The organism is Helicobacter vulpis (genome assembly GCF_003660395.1).
GTDB lineage: Bacteria > Campylobacterota > Campylobacteria > Campylobacterales > Helicobacteraceae > Helicobacter > Helicobacter vulpis.
The window spans coordinates 1-1,067 of the sequence record NZ_QXQT01000063.1; the positions used below are offsets into that span (position 1 = coordinate 1).

The 1,067-nt window shown below is 46.8% G+C and carries 1 protein-coding gene; it reads right to left on the reverse strand.

The window, feature by feature from the left end:
• Window positions 1-14 precede the first annotated feature (14 nt).
• The coding region (locus EAO38_RS08545) for an MFS transporter (RefSeq protein ID WP_121022872.1) at window positions 15-1,067 on the reverse strand (1,053 nt) is incomplete at its 5' end.

Below are 1,067 nucleotides of genomic sequence, written 5' to 3' on the forward strand. Positions count from 1 at the left end.
AGATAACTTAATTTTTAGCCTGCCTTAAGTGCATAGATAATCCCCAAAAACAACACAATCACCCCTAAACAAATCCCATGCAACACCGCCCAACTTCCATAGGCAAGAATCAAACCCACAGACGTGCTAGCTAAGACATTGCCCCCAAAGACACACAAGCTATTGAATCCCTGCAGGCGCAATTTGTGCTCGGATTGGATAGCATTGAGCATAAAAGTCCCTCCATTAAAACTGAGTGCCCAGCCCACCCCCACAAGCACCAAACACGCAACAAAGGCTAACAAGCTGGCACTATAAAGCGCAATGACGCTTGCTCCCACATAGCACAACATGCCCAACACAACTAAGCGCAGAGGGCTTAAACTCTTGCTCAAAAAAGCTAAAAACAAGCTAGGCGCATACATCGCCACAAAATGGGCGGCTAACACGCCTTGACTCCGCGTATAGCTAAAATGATACGCATGCATGGCTAGAGGCGTGGCGTGCATCACTAGAGTCATCAACCCAAAGCCTAAGCCACACGCACAGGTGGCTAAGAGAAAATGGGGTTCTTTTAAGAGAGTTTTTAGGGGTACTTTGGGGCTTTCTTTGACGCTAAAGGGTCTTAACCTTAGCAAAAAGCTCAATGCCATATGGAGCATACAAAGCAAACCCACAAACCCAAAAGAACCCACAAAGGGCACACTAAAGAGAGAAACGCCTACATTGCCTAAATGCGGTCCTAAAATACCCCCTAAAATCCCCCCACTCACTACAAGGGCGGTGGCTCTATTGTTTTGCCAAGTTGTATCAATGGCTTCTATGGCTAAAAAGCGATAAAACTGGTTAAGAGCCGTGAAGAAGCCCAGCAAGAAGGTTGCTAGACAAAAGAGTGGAAAGCTTTTAGTCCATAAAGCCATAATGGCTAAACCAGCCCCCACACCCCCTAGCAAAGACACACTTAAAAATGCCTTTTTTCTACCCCATCTCTGAAAGATTGTGGCTGAAAACAACACGGCAATAAACGCCCCCGTAAGGGTCGTGGTAATGGGCAGAGTGGCTAGAGTGGTGCGCCCTAAAAGCCATTG